Annotated in this window: 18 protein-coding genes; 5 read left to right on the top strand and 13 right to left on the bottom strand. The window is 58.0% G+C overall.

All coding sequences use genetic code 11. From position 1 onward, the window contains the following. Window positions 1-24: 24 nt before the first annotated feature. A complete protein-coding gene (locus ABIB18_RS15715) occupies window positions 25-357 on the top strand; it encodes a PTS lactose/cellobiose transporter subunit IIA (protein WP_069728871.1) in 333 nt (110 codons plus the stop codon). An 8-nt stretch (window positions 358-365) separates the two neighbouring features. Here the strand turns inward: ABIB18_RS15715 and lysA are convergent, their stop codons facing one another. Beyond that, window positions 366-1,622, bottom strand: coding sequence for a diaminopimelate decarboxylase (gene lysA / locus ABIB18_RS15710; RefSeq protein ID WP_354474753.1), 1,257 nt, complete (start codon window positions 1,620-1,622; stop codon window positions 366-368). A gap of 102 nt (window positions 1,623-1,724) precedes the next feature. Between lysA and ABIB18_RS15705 the strand changes: the two genes are divergently transcribed. Next, window positions 1,725-2,645: a LysR family transcriptional regulator gene (locus tag ABIB18_RS15705; RefSeq protein WP_031376205.1), complete on the top strand. Its 921-nt coding sequence runs from the start codon at window positions 1,725-1,727 to the stop codon at window positions 2,643-2,645. On the opposite strand, the gene ABIB18_RS15700 is transcribed toward ABIB18_RS15705, so the two are convergent. Continuing rightward, window positions 2,642-3,805 (bottom strand): MFS transporter, encoded by a 1,164-nt coding sequence (locus ABIB18_RS15700; RefSeq protein WP_031376206.1) that lies wholly within the window; start codon window positions 3,803-3,805, stop codon window positions 2,642-2,644. The genes ABIB18_RS15705 and ABIB18_RS15700 overlap by 4 nt on opposite strands. Window positions 3,806-4,172: 367 nt before the next feature. Here ABIB18_RS15700 and ABIB18_RS15695 point away from each other — a divergent pair, with 367 nt between their 5' ends. After that, window positions 4,173-4,799: a serine protease gene (locus tag ABIB18_RS15695; RefSeq protein WP_031376207.1), complete on the top strand. Its 627-nt coding sequence runs from the start codon at window positions 4,173-4,175 to the stop codon at window positions 4,797-4,799. Between the two features lie 82 nt (window positions 4,800-4,881). Here the strand turns inward: ABIB18_RS15695 and lysS are convergent, their stop codons facing one another. From lysS to xerD, 5 genes are all read right to left on the bottom strand, one after another. After that, window positions 4,882-6,402, bottom strand: coding sequence for a lysine--tRNA ligase (lysS, locus tag ABIB18_RS15690; RefSeq protein WP_031376208.1), 1,521 nt, complete (start codon window positions 6,400-6,402; stop codon window positions 4,882-4,884). 9 nt (window positions 6,403-6,411) lie between these two features. After that, a protein-coding gene (gene prfB, locus ABIB18_RS15685; RefSeq protein ID WP_122983627.1) for a peptide chain release factor 2 occupies window positions 6,412-7,510 on the bottom strand; the annotation gives its coding sequence in 2 pieces (ribosomal slippage) (window positions 6,412-7,434 and window positions 7,436-7,510; 1,098 coding nt in all). Between the two features lie 203 nt (window positions 7,511-7,713). Next, on the bottom strand, window positions 7,714-9,450 hold the full coding sequence (recJ, locus tag ABIB18_RS15680) for a single-stranded-DNA-specific exonuclease RecJ (RefSeq protein WP_354474750.1): 1,737 nt from the start codon (window positions 9,448-9,450) through the stop codon (window positions 7,714-7,716). Between the two features lie 3 nt (window positions 9,451-9,453). Next, complete coding sequence (dsbC, locus tag ABIB18_RS15675) at window positions 9,454-10,167, bottom strand: bifunctional protein-disulfide isomerase/oxidoreductase DsbC (RefSeq protein WP_031376210.1); 714 nt, start codon at window positions 10,165-10,167, stop codon at window positions 9,454-9,456. Window positions 10,168-10,188: 21 nt separating this feature from the next. Continuing rightward, a complete protein-coding gene (xerD, locus tag ABIB18_RS15670) occupies window positions 10,189-11,082 on the bottom strand; it encodes a site-specific tyrosine recombinase XerD (RefSeq protein WP_031376211.1) in 894 nt (297 codons plus the stop codon). 102 nt (window positions 11,083-11,184) lie between these two features. On the opposite strand from xerD, the gene fldB reads away from it, so the two are divergent. Next, entirely contained in the window at window positions 11,185-11,703 is a 519-nt protein-coding gene (gene fldB, locus ABIB18_RS15665) for a flavodoxin FldB (protein WP_031376212.1), read from the top strand. A 70-nt stretch (window positions 11,704-11,773) separates the two neighbouring features. On the opposite strand, the gene ABIB18_RS15660 is transcribed toward fldB, so the two are convergent. Together ABIB18_RS15660 and sdhE are read right to left on the bottom strand one after the other, a co-directional pair. Beyond that, window positions 11,774-12,184, bottom strand: coding sequence for a protein YgfX (locus tag ABIB18_RS15660; RefSeq protein WP_031376213.1), 411 nt, complete (start codon window positions 12,182-12,184; stop codon window positions 11,774-11,776). Next, window positions 12,159-12,425 carry an FAD assembly factor SdhE gene (sdhE, locus tag ABIB18_RS15655; protein WP_031376214.1) on the bottom strand — a complete coding sequence of 89 codons (267 nt, stop codon included), beginning with the start codon at window positions 12,423-12,425 and terminating at the stop codon, window positions 12,159-12,161. The genes ABIB18_RS15660 and sdhE overlap by 26 nt, the downstream gene beginning before the upstream one ends. A 226-nt stretch (window positions 12,426-12,651) precedes the next feature. On the opposite strand from sdhE, the gene ygfZ reads away from it, so the two are divergent. Next, a complete protein-coding gene (ygfZ, locus tag ABIB18_RS15650; protein WP_031376215.1) occupies window positions 12,652-13,638 on the top strand; it encodes a tRNA-modifying protein YgfZ in 987 nt (328 codons plus the stop codon). Between the two features lie 44 nt (window positions 13,639-13,682). Here ygfZ and ABIB18_RS15645 read toward each other — a convergent pair whose 3' ends face one another. From ABIB18_RS15645 to ABIB18_RS15630, 4 genes are all read right to left on the bottom strand, one after another. Then, a complete protein-coding gene (locus ABIB18_RS15645) occupies window positions 13,683-14,657 on the bottom strand; it encodes a sugar-binding transcriptional regulator (protein WP_046289226.1) in 975 nt (324 codons plus the stop codon). Between the two features lie 122 nt (window positions 14,658-14,779). Then, window positions 14,780-15,637, bottom strand: coding sequence for a phosphogluconate dehydrogenase C-terminal domain-containing protein (locus ABIB18_RS15640; RefSeq protein WP_122983626.1), 858 nt, complete (start codon window positions 15,635-15,637; stop codon window positions 14,780-14,782). A gap of 2 nt (window positions 15,638-15,639) precedes the next feature. Beyond that, the gene (locus ABIB18_RS15635; protein WP_354474746.1) at window positions 15,640-16,449 is read right to left on the bottom strand and encodes a sugar phosphate isomerase/epimerase family protein; all 810 of its coding nucleotides are present in this window, start codon (window positions 16,447-16,449) and stop codon (window positions 15,640-15,642) included. Continuing rightward, window positions 16,446-17,225 (bottom strand): triose-phosphate isomerase family protein, encoded by a 780-nt coding sequence (locus ABIB18_RS15630; RefSeq protein ID WP_089561210.1) that lies wholly within the window; start codon window positions 17,223-17,225, stop codon window positions 16,446-16,448. Before ABIB18_RS15630 ends, ABIB18_RS15635 begins: the two co-directional genes overlap by 4 nt.

Genomic DNA, 17,225 nt, shown 5'->3' with positions numbered 1-17,225 from the left:
TGGCATACCAATAGCGAGGATTGTATGGATTTCGAACAAACCATGATGGAATTGCTGATCAATGCGGGTGAAGCACGATCGTCAGCGATGATGGCGATCCAGTCTGCGCGCCAGCGTGACTGGTCGGCTGCCGACGCGGCGCTGACCGCCTCCGATGCCGCAGCAAAACAGGCGCACAAGATTCAGACGCAGTTGATTGGCGCGGATGAAGGCAGCGGCAAACTGCCGGTGACGCTGATCCTGGTGCATGCTCAGGATCACTTAATGAATGCGATGCTGTGTCGCGATCTGGCGGAGGAGATGGTAATGCTGCGTAAAGAGCTGTTTAACGCACAGGCGGCAGCAGGTACCGCCTGAGCAAGCGGTTAGCCGCCTTCCAGCGCCAGTAATTCCTGGATAGTCTGCGCGCGACGGATCTCGCGCGGCTGCCCCTGTTCGAACAGCACTTCCGGGATCAGTGGACGGCTGTTGTAGTTCGATGACATAGATGCGCCATACGCGCCGGTGTCATGAAATACCAGATAATCACCGACCTGCGCAGCCGGAATCGCACGGGTATCGACTTTGCCGCCTTCCAGCTGGGTAAAGACGTCGCCCGACTCACACAGCGGCCCCGCCACCACGCTGTCGAGGGTCTGCTGCTCATCAATCTGACGCCCGTCGCCCGCCATCAGCGAGATATGGTGATAGCTGCCATACATTGATGGGCGCATTAAATCGTTGAATCCGGCGTCGACCAGCACAAAGTGGCGGCTGCCCATCGCTTTGACCGCCCGCACCTGCGACACCAGCACGCCCGATTCGGCCACCAGAAAACGGCCCGGCTCAATCTCCAGTTTGACGGCGTGGCCCAGATGCAGAGCAATGCGCTGACGCGCAGCATCCCACAGGCCAAAATAGTGATCGGTATCGATCGCCTCTTCACCGTAGCGATAAGGAATCGACAGGCCGCCACCCGCTGAGATCGCCGTCAGATCCTGACCAAACTCCACCACCAGACTGACCATCGCATCACACACCTGTTGCAGATGGGCGTAATCGACCCCGGAACCGATGTGCATATGAATCCCCACCAGCCGCAGACCGTACTGCTGGATCGCCGCCAGCGCTAAAGCCAGATCGCCATGCCAGATTCCGTGCTTGCTGTTTTCGCCGCCGGTATTGGTTTTCTGACTGTGGCCGTGCCCGAAACCGGGATTAACCCGCAGCCATACCGCATGACCCGGCGAGACAGCGCCCAGCTGATGCAGCATATCGACCGAACCGGCATTAACCGGTACCTGCAGCGCCGCAACCCGCTCCAGCGTCGGCTGATCAAACAGATCAGCGGTAAAGACGATCTCATCTCCGCCCGGCTGATACCCCGCCACCAGCGCACGTTCAATCTCACCCAGTGATACCGAGTCTACCTTTACTCCGGCCGCCCGCATCAGGCGCAGAATATGAATATTTGAACAGGATTTCTGGGCGAAACGCACCACATCAAACGCCTGTAACTGGGCGATGCGTGCCTGAATGATCTGCGCATCGTAGGCCCAGAAAGGCCCGGCATAGCGGCGTGCCAGCGGCAGCAGATGCGTGACGTTGAGCGCGGTTTCGGTGGTCTGTAAGGAACGGGGCATGAGGGATCTCCTGTGGCAATAACCGCATTAAGCCAGAATCGTGTCATAGCGAAAAATATCTGTTTTAATAGCATCTATGCAAAACTGATATGGCATCACCTGATGGCGAACATTAACTGGCGACACATCGAAATTTTTCACGCGGTGATGACCAGCGGTAACCTGACGCAGGCCGCGACTCTGCTGCACACCTCTCAGCCTACGGTCAGTCGGGAACTGGCGCGGCTGGAGCAGCAATTGGGGCTACAGCTGTTTGGTCGGGTACGCGGACGTCTGCAGCCTACGGTACAGGGGCTGCGCCTGTTTGAAGAGGTTCAGCGTTCCTGGTACGGGCTGGATCGCATTATGGAGGCGGCTGATAATCTGCGTCAGTTTCGTCAGGGGGAGCTTTCTGTCGCCTGTCTGCCGGTGTTTTCGCAGTCGCTGCTGCCGCCGCTGTGTCAGCCTTTTTTGCAGCGCTACCCGGATGTCAGCCTGAATGTGATTCCGCAGGAGTCGCCGCTGCTGGAGGAGTGGTTATCGGCGCAGCGCTATGACCTCGGCTTAACCGAAACTCAGCATGCGCCGGCCGGCACTGACCGCCATGCGCTCTTAACCTGCGATGAAGTCTGCGTGTTGCCGCCTCAGCATCCACTGAGCCAGCGGGCCGTGCTGACGCCGCAGGATTTTGCCGGTGAGAATTATGTCAGCCTGTCGCGCACTGACAGTTATCGCCAGCTGCTGGATGCGTTGTTTCATGAGCAGGATGTTGAGCGTCGTCTGGTGCTGGAGACCCACAGCGCCGCCTCCGTCTGTGCGATGGTCAGGGCGGGCGTCGGGGTATCGATCGTTAATCCGCTGACGGCGCTCGATTATGCCGACAGCGGTGTGGTGATGCGGCGATTCAGCGTTTCGGTACCGTTTACCGTCAGCCTGGTCAGACCGCATCACCGCCCCGCCTCGGCGCTGGTCGATGCGTTTGTCAGACATCTGCAGCAGCAGGTGGCTGACTTCCCGGCGCGCATCGCCGCCCGCTTAGCTTAAGCGCGCACCGCAGACGTTGCGCCACCCGATTTGCGGAAGGTGATCAGGCAAACCAGCAGACCGATCAGTGCCAGCGCGGCGGCGGCAACCGGCACCGCCGTCAGGCCGTAGCCCCGACCAATCACTGCCCCACCGACCCAGGCACCCAGCGCATTACCAACGTTGAACGCTGAAATATTCAGGGTCGACACCAGATTGGGAGCCTCTTTACCGTGGCGTACCACATTAATCTGCAGACCCGGCACGGTAGCAAAGGTGGCCATCGCCCACAGGAACAGAGTGATCTCCGCCAGCCACAGCGCATGGCTGGTCCAGCTAAACAGCAGGGAGAAGATCGCAATCAGCGAGAAGCTAAGGATCAGGCTGAAGGAGACTTTCCAGTCCGCCATCTTGCCGCCCAGAATATTGCCGACCGTCAGGCCTGCGCCAATCAGGAACAGCGTCCAGCTGACGCCACGGTCGCTGATGCCGGTCACCTGTAACAGCAGCGGCGCGATATAACTGAACAAGGCAAACATTGCCGCGGCAAAAAACACCGTCATCAGCAGCGACAGCCACAGTTTACCGTTGGCCAGCGCGCTCACTTCACTCGCCAGGTCGACCGGTTTTTCCTGCTTGTTATTCGGCAGGCTGACAATCAGGGCGATGAAGGCCAGTACGCCGATGACCGCTACGCCCCAGAAGGTGGCACGCCAGCCAAACAGCTGACCAAACCAGGTGCCAAGCGGCACGCCCAGCACGTTCGCCAGCGTGAGACCGGTAAACATCAGCGCCACGGCAGAAGCCTGACGACCTGGTGCTACCAGACTGGCTGCGACCACCGCACCAATGCCAAAGAAAGCACCGTGACACAGCGCGGTTACAATGCGCGCCAGCATCAGCAGGTTATAGTTGTACGCCAGCGCGCACAGTAGGTTGCCGACGATGAAGATCACCATCAGCAGCGTCAGCGTCTTTTTACGCGGCAACCGGGCGGTCAGCAGCGCCATAATCGGTGCGCCAATCGCCACGCCCAACGCATAGCCGCTGATTAACCAGCCCGCTGACGGAATCGACACCTGAAGATCGGCCGCCACGTCCGGCAGCAGCCCCATAATGACGAACTCGGTGGTGCCGATGGCGAACGCACTCAACGCCAGCGCCAGTAACGCTACAGGCATAACATTTCTCCCAATACCATGAAAATGCAGGTGAACCGCGCGAACGCGTGGCCCAATCGACGCTTATTAAAATTTGATCTGCGTCACGCTGGCTATTACAGCACAGCCGCTGGAGCCCATATACCCCAATAGCAGCAAAGGATTATTGCCACACCAGCAATAATTTCTGTCATCAATCCGCCAGACGCTCATCTCCGGCACGGTGGAAAAATCCAGGAATCACCGCCGCAGGCAATCTCTGGTTGTCATTTGCCCGTCACCCGTTACCCTTTTTAATGTGTCAGCAATAAATAAAATTTTAGCGTTGCCGATAACCCCATTATGAAACGCCAGGTGATGTGATCGAATTCTGACGCGGGGAGAAAGAATGCAACGGCTCATTGCCTTGATGGTTTTTGCTTTAACCGGCTGCTCGGTTGGCCACTATGAGTACAGTAAAGAGGCCGAAAAGCGGGTCGATATGACCGTGACCGGCATTCCTACCGTGCTCGGCTTAGGCACGCTGGGTACCACGATTCCGCTGACGGCGGAATACAGTCTGACCGCCGCGCACGTGGCGAAATTTTCACTTTACCGGGTCAAAGCCTGGCATCCGCAATGCGATCTGGCGGTGGTCTACCACAAAAACAGCGAGGCAAGCCTGCCACCCAGCTTTCGCAACAGTCATATCGGCGATCGGGTCAATCTGTACGGCTACAGCTTTATTTCGGCGATGCCGGTCAGTTCCAGCGGCCAGAACCTGATCAATACCACGCTGGCGAACAGCTGGAACAAGGCGGACTGCGTGGTGGTGGCGGCCAATGCTGGAGTGGTGAAAGGGATGTCGGGCGGCGCGGTGTATAACGCCTCTGACGATACGCTGGCGGGAGTAATCATCGGCTACAGCGACCGTATTAATGACAATACCAGCGGCAAAACTCTGTATAAGAACGTGGCGCTGTATGTACCTTATGCGCGGTTTCAGCAGTGGCTGGATGGCGTAGTGAAGTCGTGACCGCCGTTGTCTGAACCGGACAGCGACGAAAAAAAAGGCCGGAGTCTCCGGCCTTTCTGCATTCTGCTTAACGCAAAGTGACTTACTTGCTGCCCGGACGCAGCGCCGGGAACAGGATCACGTCGCGGATGGTGTGGCTGTTGGTAAACAGCATGACCATACGGTCGATACCGATACCGAGACCCGCAGTAGGCGGCAGACCGTGTTCCAGCGCAGTGACGTAATCTTCGTCGTAGAACATCGCTTCGTCATCGCCCGCATCTTTGGCATTCACCTGCTGCAGGAAACGCTCAGCCTGATCTTCCGCATCGTTCAGCTCGGAGAAGCCGTTACCGATTTCACGGCCGCCGATGAAGAACTCAAAGCGATCGGTGATCTCTGGATTCTGATCGTTACGACGCGCCAGCGGTGATACTTCAGCCGGATATTCGGTGATGAAGGTTGGCTGAATCAGATGCGCTTCTGCCGTCTCTTCGAAGATCTCGGTGACCACACGGCCCAGTCCCCAGCTCTTCTCGACTTTAATGTGCAGCGATTCAGCGATCGCTACCGCTTTATCAAAGTCTTCCAGATCGGCCAGGTCGGTTTCCGGACGGTATTTCTTGATCGCTTCGCGCATCGTCAGTTTTTCAAACGGCTTACCGAAATCGAACTGATGTTCGCCATACGGCACCACGGTGGTACCCAACACATCCTGTGCCAGCGTACGGAACAGGCTTTCGGTCAGCTCGATCAGATCTTTGTAATCCGCATACGCCATATAGAGTTCCATCATGGTGAACTCAGGGTTATGACGTGGCGAAATGCCTTCGTTACGGAAGTTACGGTTGATCTCGAACACCCGATCAAAGCCCCCTACCACCAGACGCTTCAGATAGAGTTCCGGGGCAATACGCAGGTACATATCGATGTCCAGCGCATTGTGATGGGTGATAAACGGACGCGCCGATGCGCCGCCTGGGATCACCTGCATCATCGGAGTTTCCACTTCCATAAAGTCGCGGCTGACCATGAACTGGCGGATACCGGCCATGATTTGCGAGCGAATTTTGAAGGTGTTACGGGATTCATCGTTGGCGATCAGATCGAGGTAGCGCTGACGATAACGGGTTTCCTGATCGGCCAGGCCGTGGAACTTATCCGGTAACGGACGCAGGGCTTTGGTCAGCAGACGCAGCTCAGAACAGTGAATCGACAGTTCGCCGGTTTTGGTTTTGAACAGCTTGCCGCGCGCGCCAAGGATATCGCCGAGGTCCCACTTTTTGAACTGCTCGTTGTAGATCCCTTCGGCCAGATCGTCACGCGAGACATAGAGCTGAATGCGTCCGCCAACGTCCTGCAGGGTAACGAATGACGCTTTACCCATGATACGACGGGTCATCATGCGTCCGGCAACGCTGACTTCAATGCCCAGATCTTCCAGTTCTTCGTTGCTCTTCTCGTCATAGCGTTCATGCAGCTGGTTCGAGAGGGTGTCACGACGGAAATCGTTAGGAAACGCCACGCCATTTGCACGCAGCGCGCTCAGCTTTTCGCGACGCGTTTTCAGTTCGTTGTTTAACTCAAGTGCGGCGTCAGCGCTCTGCGGTTGTTGTTCAGACATGTCGGTTCCTTATAACCCTGCTTTTAAACTAGCTTCAATGAATCGATCCAGATCGCCGTCCAGCACCGCCTGGGTGTTGCGCGTTTCCACACCGGTACGCAGATCTTTAATGCGCGAATCGTCGAGCACGTAAGAACGGATCTGGCTGCCCCAGCCGATGTCGGACTTGTTGTCCTCCAGCGCCTGTTTCTCAGCATTTTTCTTTTGCATCTCAAGCTCGTACAGCTTCGCCTTCATCTGCTTCATCGCCTGATCTTTGTTCTTGTGCTGAGAACGGTCGTTCTGGCACTGGGTCACGGTGCCGGTCGGAATATGGGTAATACGTACCGCAGATTCCGTCCGGTTAACGTGCTGACCGCCGGCACCGGAGGCGCGATAGACGTCAATGCGCAGATCGGCGGGGTTGATGTCGATATCAATATCGTCATCCACTTCCGGATAGATAAAGGCTGAGCTGAAGGAGGTGTGACGACGACCGCCGGAGTCGAACGGGCTCTTACGCACCAGGCGATGCACGCCGGTTTCGGTACGCAACCAGCCAAAGGCGTAATCGCCTGACACACGAATGGTCACGGATTTAATACCCGCCACTTCGCCTTCAGACTCTTCAATAATTTCAGTTTTGAAGCCGCGGGCTTCAGCCCAACGCAGATACATACGCATCAGCATGCTGGCCCAGTCCTGCGCTTCGGTACCGCCGGAGCCCGCCTGCAGATCGATATAGCAGTCGGCGCTGTCGTACTCACCGGAGAACATGCGGCGGAATTCGAGTTCGCCCAGTTTGCTTTCGAGGCCATCCAGCTCGGCCACCGCTTCGTTGAACGTCTCTTCGTCGTCCGCTTCGACTGCCAGCTCCAGCAGACCCTGGACATCTTCCAGGCCTTGCGTCATCTGATCGAGAGTGTCAACAATCGCTTCAAGCGAGGAGCGCTCTTTGCCTAGTGCCTGGGCGCGTTCCGGTTCGTTCCACACGTCTGGCTGTTCCAGCTCGGCGTTTACTTCTTCGAGGCGTTCTTTCTTGGCATCGTAGTCAAAGATACCCCCGAAGAACGTCGCTGCGCTCACTGAGGTCCTGAATACGGTTTTTGACCGGGTTGATTTCAAACATGGCTTTAGCGTCTTTTTTGCGTTCGATGGGACAGGAAAATTAACGCATAAGTTTACCCGAAACTGACGACAGTTTGTAGCGCTGATGCGGTGGTGGCGCGGCGATCGATTAACCGCGTGGCGAGTGGTGTTTCACCAGAGGAAAAGAAGGCGGTCCTGAGCCCGGCGGGCGGCCGCGCGCTGCCGCACGACCGCCGCCAGAGGTCAGTTAATCGGCCAGAGATGATCAATGATCAGCTGCACCGAACGGTTCCCGCGATATTCATTGATATCCAGTTTGTAGGCCAGCTCGACCTGACGTACGCTGGTGTCGGGCCACAGTGTGGAATCGACATTGAAGGCGATGCCATCAATCAGCGGGCCGCCGCCCAGCGGTTCCACCATCACTTTCAGATGCCGCTCGCCGACCAGCCGCTGCTGTAACAGCTTAAATTTGCCGTCGAACGCTGGCTCCGGGAACGCCTGGCCCCAGGGGCCCGCTTCACGCAGCATCTCAGCGGTCTGCAGGGAAAATTCCTGCGGCTGCAGCGCGCCATCGGACCAGATGATGCCCTGCAGCGATTCGCCATCCAGCCATTCGCCGACCAGTTCGGCAAAACGCTGGCGAAACTCCTCATAGCGTGCGGTTTCCAGCGACAGTCCCGCCGCCATTGCATGGCCGCCAAACTTCAGCATCAGCCCTGGATTCAGCGTATCGAGCCGCTCCAGCGCATCACGCAGATGCAGACCGGCAATCGAGCGGCCGGAGCCTTTCAGCGTGCCGTCACCGGCTGGCGCAAAGGCAATCACCGGGCGATGAAAGCGCTCTTTCAGCCGCGAGGCCAGAATCCCGACCACGCCCTGATGCCACTCCGGATGATAAAATGCCAGCCCCAGCGGCAGGTCGCTCTGTTCACGTTCCAGCGCCTGACACAGTGCCAGCGCTTCGCTCTGCATGCCCTGCTCAATCTCTTTACGCGTCTGGTTGAGCGCATCCAGTTCGCTGGCTAACATCCGCGCCTGGCTGAGATCGTCGGTCATCAGTAACGCCACCCCGACTGACATATCATCCAGCCGCCCTGCCGCATTGAGCCGTGGTCCAAGCGCAAAGCCGAGATCGCTGGCCGCCAGCTGGCGCGCATCGCGGTTGGCAATCTCCAGCAGCGCACGAATGCCGGGACGGCATTTACCGGCGCGAATCCGGCTCAGTCCCTGCCACACCAGAATGCGGTTATTGACGTCGAGCGGCACCACATCGGCCACCGTGCCAAGCGCCACCAGATCCAGCAGTTCAGCCAGATTGGGTTCGCTGCGGGTTGTGCCGAACCAGCCCTGCGTCCGCAGATAAGCGCGCAGGGCCAGCATCAGATAAAAGGCGACGCCGACACCGGCCAGCGCGCGGGAAGGAAAATTGCAGTCCGCCAGGTTAGGATTGACGATCGCTTCCGCCGCCGGCAGGGTCTCACCCGGCAGGTGGTGATCGGTGATCAGCACCGGAATGCCGTGCTGATGTGCACATGCCACGCCAGCATGCGACGAGATGCCGTTATCCACCGTCAGGATCATCGCCGCACCGCGCGCACGCGCCTGTTCAACCACTTCCGGACTGAGACCATAGCCATCTTCGAAGCGGTTCGGCACCAGATACTGCACGTTGCTGCCGCCCATGCTGCGCAGCGCCATCACCGTCAGCGCGGTACTGGTCGCGCCGTCGGCATCAAAATCGCCCACCACCATAATGCGACGGCCATCGAGCAGCGCCTGATGCAGCAACGCTACCGCGCTATCGATTCCGCTCAGCGCCTGGAACGGCAGCAGGTTTTTCGCGCCGCGCTCCAGCTCAGCCGCGTCGCGTACCCCGCGCTGCAGATAAAGACGTTTCAGCAGCGGCGGCAGGGTTGCCGGCAGCGCATCTTCGACCGTCACCTCACGGCGACGCAGTTCCACTTCGTTTTTTACCACCGATTAACCACCACGTTTTTGATTATCCAGTACCTGCTTCAGCTCCTGCGGACCCTGATAGCCCGGAATCATCATGCCGCTGTCGGTCAGGATGGCTGGCGTGCCCTGAATGCCAAACAGCACCCCGAGCTTGTAATGCTGTTCAATATTGATTTTGCAGCTGTCAGGCGCGGTCATTTTCGGCGCATCGCCCTTCATCGCATCATCAAAGGCTTTATTACGATCGGCGCTGCACCAGATCGCTTTCATCGCGCCTTCAATCTGACCATGCAGTCCTTCACGTGGGAACGCCAGGTAGCGCACGGTGATACCCAGCGCATTGTAGTCCGCCATCTGCTCATGCAGTTTGCGGCAGTAGCCACAGGTAATGTCGGTAAACACCGTCACCACATGCTGCTCTTTCGGTGCTTTGTAGACGATCATTTCCGGCACCAGCGCCTCGACTTTTTTATCGAGCAGCTTATTGGTTACGTTGACCGGTTGCGCACCGCTGACGTCATACAGCGGGCCCTGAATCATGTGTTTGCCATCATCGGTCACGTAGAGCACGCCGCTTTCCGACAGCACGGTTTTAAAGCCCGGCAGCGGCGATGAGGTAATCTCAGTCTGATTTAAGCCGAGCTTTTTCAATGATTGCTGAATGGCGCTGTCATCGGCCTGCGCCAGACCGGAAAAGGCACTGGCTAACAGCGCCAGCATGGCAAAATGCTTGTTCATCTCTTTCCTTATTCCCGCAGATCAGGCCCGCGGATGATGTTGTTGATGCAACTGACGCAGGCGCTCGGTGGCGACATGCGTATAAATTTGGGTGGTGGAGAGATCGCTGTGTCCCAGCAACATCTGTACGACACGCAGATCGGCACCGTGGTTCAGCAGATGGGTAGCAAACGCATGGCGCATCACATGGGGCGACAATTTTTCACTGTCGATGCCGGCCAGCGTGGCGTAATGCTTGATGCGGTGCCAGAAGGTCTGCCGCGTCATCTGCTGCGCCCGGTTGCTCGGGAACATCACGTCCAGCGTCTGTCCGTTGAGCAACCACGGACGCCCATGTTCCAGATAATGCTCCAGCCAGTAAACCGCTTCTTCACCTAACGGCACAAGACGCTCTTTATCGCCTTTGCCGATTACCCGCACCACACCCTGGCGCAGGCTGATATCACTCAGCGTCAGGCCGACCAGCTCAGAAACACGCAAACCGGTGGCGTAGAGTAACTCCAGCATCGCTTTGTCGCGCAGCTCCAGCGGGATGTCGATATTTGGTGCCTGTAGCAAGCGTTCAACCTGCGCTTCACTGAGATCTTTCGGCAGCCGCTGCGGCAGTTTTGGTGCCGATAACAGCGCACTGGGATCGTCAGCGCGCAGCTTCTCGCGGTAGAGGTATTGAAACAGGCGGCGCATAGCGCTCAGCAGCCGGGCTGAACTGGTCGCCTTGTAACCGCCCTCCAGCCGCTCGGCCAGAAACTGCTGCAGATCCAGCGGCATCACGCTGAGCAGCGTCAGGTTATGATGCGCCAGCCAGCTGGTCAGCGTCTGGAGATCCTGGCGATAGGAGGAGAGAGTATTCTGCGCCAGATTGCGTTCAATCCAGAGCGCATCGAGAAACTGTTCAGTCAGTTCGCTGTCTTGCACGTTATCCCCGCCGTTCGCTGTAAAATCATGCTCATTATGCCTGATTCAACGGCGCTTCTGGTACAATTGCGCCAAAGTCAGTATTTACAGAGTGTTATCTGCATGAAAATCGGTCTTTTTTACGGTTCCAGTACCTGTTACACCGAAATCGTAGCGGAGAAAATTCGCGATTTTATTGGCGAAGAGCTGGTCACCCTGCACAACGTCAAAGATGACGATCCGCGCCTGATGGAACAGTACGATCTGCTGATCATGGGCATCCCGACCTGGGATTTTGGCGAGTTGCAGGAGGACTGGGAAGCGATCTGGCCACAGCTGTCGACCCTGAATCTGCGCAATAAGATTGTGGCGCTGTACGGCATGGGCGATCAGATTGGCTACGGTGAATGGTTCCTTGATGCGCTCGGTATGCTGCATGAGCTATTGCAGCCGATGGGGGTGCGTTTTGTGGGTTACTGGCCGCTGGAAGGGTACGAGTTCACCAGCCCGAAACCGCTCAGTGCCGATGGGAAGCAGTTTGTCGGTCTGGCGCTCGATGATGTGAATCAGTTTGAGGTCACCGACGAGCGCGTCGAGCAGTGGTGCGAGCAGGTGTTAACGGAAACCGCCGAACTGCTGTAATCGCGAAACGGTGTGGTCCGGCGGGTGGCTTTTGGCCCTGACGCCGCAACTGATGCCGCTAGTGACGCCGTCAGTGTTGCACCTCGCTGAAACAGCAGGCGCGTAACGCCCGCCATTCGCCAGGCTGCATATTGTCCTGCATCAGCCACCAGCGCAGCGTCTTGCCCTGCTCGCTTTTCGCCACCAGCAGCACGCCAAACGGCAACCAGCGCAGCGGCTGAGTCGGCCGCCAGCGTGTACCCTGCCAGCACCAGATTTGCGCACTTTCCCGTTGAAGCGAACCGCGCCGCTGACTGAGCCGTCGATGATTACGCCAGCCTTCGGCCAGCAGCAGTCCGATCATCGCCAGTTTAATCAGCCATCCGCTGACCGGCAGCGTCAGCAGCAATAGAGCCGTTACCGTCACCCCCAGCCAGACGCCCAGCAGGCCGCGCGCCAGGCGGGATGGCCGCAGCTTACATTGCCACGGGGCCGCGTTCACGGTTACGCTGCTGAATCAGGTTAACCATCCGCTTCAGTTCAGGATCGCTGGGTTCACCGTGGTTCATCAACCAGTTAAACAGGTCGGGATCGTCACTCTTCAGCAGCGCGATAAACACCTGCTTATCGGTGTCGTTCAGGCTGTCATATTCATATTTAAAGAACGGCATAATAGCGACATCCAGCTCCAGCATGCCACGGCGGCAGGCCCACTGAATACGTGATTTATCATTGATATCCATGCGTCAGTTTCCACAGTTCACAACATGGCGGCTAGTGTAACCTGGATTGTGGCGGGCTGCAGGCGCAGCGCAACACACTGTGCAATCGGCCGCAAAGCAAGCCGCATTTTTTCAGGGTTATCACGCGATTTGTGCGCCGTTATCGGTAAACAGGTTGCATTGCCAGTCGGCTCTTTTAACATTGAGGATATCTTTTCGGATGAACCCTCTTACTCAGGATATCTCCATGCCAACCTTTACCTTACCGCCGCGCCAGCCTGCAGCCTCGTCCCGTCTGCCGTTAACGCTGATTTCACTGGATGCCTGGGCGCTGGTTTCCGTCTTCGGTCCCGACAGCACCTCCTACCTGCAGGGTCAGCTGACGCTGGACGTCGCCGCGCTGGATGCTGCGCACCATCTGCCCGCCGCCCACTGTGATGCTAAAGGCAAGATGTGGAGCAACCTGCGTCTGTTCCATCGTGGCGAAGGCTACGCCTACCTGGTTCGTCGTGAACTGCGCGACACCCAACTGAGCGAATTAAAGAAATATGCGGTGTTCTCTAAAGTGACGCTGGCGGCCGACGATGAGGCAGTGTTACTCGGCGTGGCTGGTTTTCAGGCACGCGCTGCGCTGGCCAACCTGTTTGAACAGCTGCCCGACAGCGAAACCCCGGTGGTGCAGCAGGGAGAAACGACGCTGCTGTGGTTCGCGCATCCGGCAGAGCGTTTCCTGATCGTTACCTCGCTGGCCCAGGCCGAATCACTGCAGCAGAAACTGGCGGATGATGCACAGTTAAATGATAGTCAGCAGTGGCTGGCGCTGGACATTGAAGCCGGCATTCCGGTGATTGATCCCGCCACCAGCGTGCAGTTTATTCCCCAGGCCACCAACCTGCAGGCGCTGGACGCCATCAGCTTTAAAAAAGGCTGCTATACCGGTCAGGAGATGGTGGCGCGGGCCAAATACCGCGGTGCGAACAAACGCGCGCTCTACTGGCTGGCGGGCCAGGCCAGCCATCTGCCAGCGGCAAATACGGCGCTGGAACTCCGGATGGGTGAGCGCTGGCGTCGTACCGGCAGCGTGCTGGCGGCAGTGCAGCTGGATGACGGTGTCAGTTGGGTGCAGGTGGTGATGAATAACGATCTGGAGCCGGATAGCGTGCTGCGGGTTGAGGGTGATGAAGGCGGACAGCTGACGATTCAGCCGCTGCCCTACTCGCTGCAGGAAGAGTAACCACTCAGGCACGCAGCCGCATAAGCTGCGTGCCTGCCCGGCGATTACTCCGTTTTCTGCGTCATGTTCAGCAGAGTGCGGATGTTTTGCGCCGTGGTGGCGATAATGTCGATGGCACCGGTACGCAACGCACCGAGAATCGCCATTGCTTTGGTGTTCTCTGAGGCGATGGCGATAACGCAGGGGATCTTGCGCAGCTCATCAATGCTCAGACCAATCACCCGATCGTTCATTACGGTATCGACGTGCTGTCCCTGCGAATTGAAAAAATCATAGCCGGCAATATCGCCCGTCACGCCCTGATTCAGACTGGCGTCGATAATTTCATGCGGCGTAAACCAGCCTAATTTCACCATATAGCTGTTTTCATTCATGTCGCCAATGCCGACCAGGGCAAAGTCGGCTTTGCGCGCCCGATCCAGCGTCTCTTTAATCGTGCCGTTTTGCATAAACGCCTCTTTCAGCGCCCGATCTTCAACATAAGCCGGGGCGTAGAGCGTTTCGCTGATGCCACCAAATTTCTTCGCCAGACGACGGCTGATATGGTCGGCATTGATCGCATCACCGGGGCGGTGCGTGCCGCCGATACCGCTGATAAAGTGACAGTTACGCGTCGGTACCTGACCCGGATGGTCGGCGACAGCCGCCACATTGCGTCCCTGCCCGACCGCCACGACCGAATTCTCTTTAAGTGATTGCTCCAGCCAGGAGGAGACCAGCGCCGCCACCTGACGTCGCTGCTCATCGTTGTCCTGCAGGTCGAGGGCGATCAGCGCGCGCTGTAAGTGGGGGAAGCGGTCAAGCAGCTGTTGCTCAAGACGGGTACTGAACACCGGGTGGTAACGCACGTTGATTTCAACAATGCCCTCTTCCCTGGCGCGCTTCAGCAGCCGTCCGACTTTGATGCGTGAAATGCCAAACTTACGCGCAATCTCTTCCTGGGTAATTTCGTCCTGATAATAGGCGACTGCGATTTCGGTCAGCAGTTCGGAGTCCTGAGAAAGCGTGTGTTTTTCCATGCGTTATCTGTCTCGCAGTGAGTTACCTGACTAAGCACAGGCGTTTCAGGAGGGAATTTATACCATTGATACGGCTCACCTCGCCAGGCATTGACGCGGCGAGCCGCTAGCAGTGTCACAGATTAGCGACGAATCGCGTCGATTTTCAGCATGCGGGCAATCACGATATCCAGCTCTTTCTGCTCGAAAATCTGCTTCCAGTCAGGCTTCACAATCTTCTCGCGTCCATACTCCATGGCGATCATGCAGGCATCAGAGAACGGATTGGTGGCGCGGAACGCCACCGCCAGCGCAATCTGGATATGCCCGTAGAGCATCGCCTTTGCGGCCTCTTCCGGTACGCCACTGTGCTTAACCGTTTCGTCCAGCGCCTCTTTCATAAAGGCCCCGACCATGCAGGCAACGGTCTCCACCAGCGTCGGCTCAAGGTAGGCCAGCTGCGTTACGGTCACCCAGTGCACCTGCTCCACCGGACCATACATCACGCGGATAACCTTGCTGAGTTCGTCGCGCTGCGCCTCACTGCCCGCTTCCCAGGCGGCGGCCACATGCTGAATAGCTGCAATTCCGCCAAACGCGTCGGCGTGCTCTTCTTTGGTGTAGCGCTCAAGGAAAACGGACGGGTGACACGGATGCGCCACCGCATAGTCGATATCGTCACGCTGGAAGATCAGGTTGGCATAAGCGGCCGCCGGATCGAGCGTTAACAGTACCGCGCCTGGCTTCATCTGCGGCACGACCGCTTCAGAGACCTTACCCAGCACGATGTCCGGCACCGCCAGAATGACGACGTCGCTTAACGGCACCACCGAATCGGCATCTGAAAGCTCACGGCCCTGTTGAGTAACCTGCTGCTGTGCAGCGGGTGAATTCTCGCAGTAAAAGACCTGGTAATCGCTTTTCTGGAAGTTGGCTGAAATGCGCATGCCCATTTTGCCGCCGGCGCCAATCACAGTAAGGGTTTTCAGTTGATTCATTATTATTACTCCCGATTTTGTTTACTACGTAAGAATTCCACGCTGCGCGCTGTCCACTCCGCCTCACGCTGACAGGTGGTAGCGGCGTCCTCCTGCCATGGCAACCAGTGTTCAATAATCTGGTTAATGCCCCTTTCGGCCGGGCGCACGCTGGCGATCATCTGGTCATAATCCAGTAAGCCTTCGCCCATCGGGCAACCGGCATAGGTGAAGCCAACCCAGCCGTCACGCCGGGTAAAGGCAAAGTCTTTGATGTGAAGATTGCCGACACGTGCCGCAGTCTGCGCGATAACCTGTTCAGGTAACTCCAGCCCGGCGACGCAGTTGGCCGGATCGAGACAGACCGCCAGCCACGGCGATGAAAAGCGGTTAATCACTGACATCAGGTCAGCGGTTTTGACCTGCTCGTAGGTTTCAAGACATAGGCGCACCTGCTGACGTGCATAGTCCGGCAGCACGCTGGCGATCAGCTGTGCCGCTTGCTCCAGCGACGGTCGATGGCTGGCGGTATAAAACATGGAGCGTACCACCTGCGCGCCGAGCAGCTGTGCCAGCTGCAGGTAGCGTTGCAGATGGGCGGTATCCAGCCCGCGAGTCCCCAGCTCCAGCGTGATGCCCAGCGCATCAGCCCGCAACCGCAACCGTTGCAGGTCAGCATCCGACCAGCTCTCAATCGCCGGATAATCACAAATCTGGAACAGCGACAAATCCAGCGCGGCGGTCTGCTCCAGCATCTGCTCCAGCGTCAGCGGCTGCGGGACCCGCTCTGACATGCGCCAGAAAAAGGCATAGGTGCTGAGTCCGATCTGGCTCATGAGAGACGCTCCGCCAGCAACGCGCTGGCCTCATCGATAATCTGCGCCAGCGCGGCAGGATCATGGGCAAAGCGGCCGAGGAACAGGCCGTCAACCGCGCCGCCAAGGCGCTGAATCAAGCCGGGGCCGGCGCTGCCGCCGTAGATCACCTGCAGGGTAATACCCGCAGGCGACGGCAGCTCGCGTAGCCCTTCACAGACCGCGCGGATGTAGTGATCCGGAGCCGGTTGCGGTGCGCCAATCGCCCACTGTGGTTCCCAGGCGAAAAATAGCGTACCGGTCAGCCCCTGCTGCTGCGCCAGCGACAGCGCCTCGGCCAGCTGCTGCTGACACAGGGCGATCGCCTGTGACGGTTCACCCTGTTGCGTTTCACCGATGCACAACACCGGGGTCAGGCCGTGGCGGAGCGACATCGCCACCTTGGCGGCAATCTGCGCGGCATCTTCATGGAAATGGCGGCGGCGTTCGGCGTGACCAATCTCAGCCAGGCTGCAGCCGAGTTCCTGCAACATGCTGGCACTGACTTCGCCGGTCCAGGCACCGTTTTCGGCCTGGCAAACATCCTGGCCGCCAACGCGCACCGGGGTATCGGCAAAAATAGCGGCAACCGCCGGAATCGCCGGATAGGCAGGCAGGACGAACAGCCCGATATCGCCACGCTGAATCGCCGGATGTCGACGCGCCAGCGCGGCGACTTCGTGGCACCAGTCGAGAGTTTGCTGGTAGCTGAAGTACATTTTCAGGCTGACACCCAGCCACAGAGCAGGTTGTGTCAT

The organism is Pantoea sp. UYEF8, assembly GCF_040546285.1.
Taxonomy (GTDB): Bacteria; Pseudomonadota; Gammaproteobacteria; order Enterobacterales; family Enterobacteriaceae; genus Pantoea; species Pantoea brenneri.
Note: the sequence above shows the minus strand (reverse complement) of the source record. Positions and strands in the feature narration are given on the sequence as shown.

Coding starts and splice junctions, on each gene's coding strand:
- dsbC (WP_031376210.1), bottom strand. CDS start 10,167: ATGAACAAGCATTTTGCCATGCTGGCGCTGTTAGCCAGTGCCTTTTCC.
- ABIB18_RS15645 (WP_046289226.1), bottom strand. CDS start 14,657: ATGGAAAAACACACGCTTTCTCAGGACTCCGAACTGCTGACCGAAATC.
- ABIB18_RS15635 (WP_354474746.1), bottom strand. CDS start 16,449: ATGAGCCAGATCGGACTCAGCACCTATGCCTTTTTCTGGCGCATGTCA.
- lysA (WP_354474753.1), bottom strand. CDS start 1,622: ATGCCCCGTTCCTTACAGACCACCGAAACCGCGCTCAACGTCACGCAT.
- sdhE (WP_031376214.1), bottom strand. CDS start 12,425: ATGGATATCAATGATAAATCACGTATTCAGTGGGCCTGCCGCCGTGGC.
- lysS (WP_031376208.1), bottom strand. CDS start 6,402: ATGTCTGAACAACAACCGCAGAGCGCTGACGCCGCACTTGAGTTAAAC.
- ABIB18_RS15705 (WP_031376205.1), top strand. CDS start 1,725: ATGGCGAACATTAACTGGCGACACATCGAAATTTTTCACGCGGTGATG.
- ABIB18_RS15630 (WP_089561210.1), bottom strand. CDS start 17,225: ATGACACAACCTGCTCTGTGGCTGGGTGTCAGCCTGAAAATGTACTTC.
- ABIB18_RS15695 (WP_031376207.1), top strand. CDS start 4,173: ATGCAACGGCTCATTGCCTTGATGGTTTTTGCTTTAACCGGCTGCTCG.
- ABIB18_RS15715 (WP_069728871.1), top strand. CDS start 25: ATGGATTTCGAACAAACCATGATGGAATTGCTGATCAATGCGGGTGAA.
- fldB (WP_031376212.1), top strand. CDS start 11,185: ATGAAAATCGGTCTTTTTTACGGTTCCAGTACCTGTTACACCGAAATC.
- ABIB18_RS15700 (WP_031376206.1), bottom strand. CDS start 3,805: ATGCCTGTAGCGTTACTGGCGCTGGCGTTGAGTGCGTTCGCCATCGGC.
- ygfZ (WP_031376215.1), top strand. CDS start 12,652: ATGCCAACCTTTACCTTACCGCCGCGCCAGCCTGCAGCCTCGTCCCGT.